Origin of the sequence: Phaeodactylibacter luteus (genome assembly GCF_007993045.1) — a bacterium.
Lineage (GTDB): Bacteria > Bacteroidota > Bacteroidia > Chitinophagales > Saprospiraceae > Phaeodactylibacter > Phaeodactylibacter luteus.
On sequence record NZ_VOOR01000257.1, the window covers coordinates 1 to 286 of the forward strand.

Sequence of the window (286 nt, forward strand, 5' to 3'; positions counted from 1 at the left end):
TGTTCCGGCCGACTTTACGGCTGACCTGACCAACACGGTTGTGGTAACGAACCCGGAAGACCCGACCCCGGACTGTCCGGAATGTACGGACGGGCCGGATACACCGGACGAGGTATCGGATATCACCACGGTGAAGACGAACGGTACCACTACCTACGTGCCCGGCACAACGGTGCCTTACACCATCACGGTGACGAACAACGGGCCGAGCGCTGCGAGCAGCGTAACGGTAGCGGACACCGCGCCTGTAGGCACAACGATCAGCAGCTGGACGGCGGTAGTAACT

1 pseudogene is annotated in these 286 nt (G+C 61.2%); it reads left to right on the top strand.

Features of this window, described 5'->3' with window-relative positions:
* A pseudogene (locus FRY97_RS22180) lies at positions 1–286 on the top strand (DUF11 domain-containing protein); the annotation flags it as partial.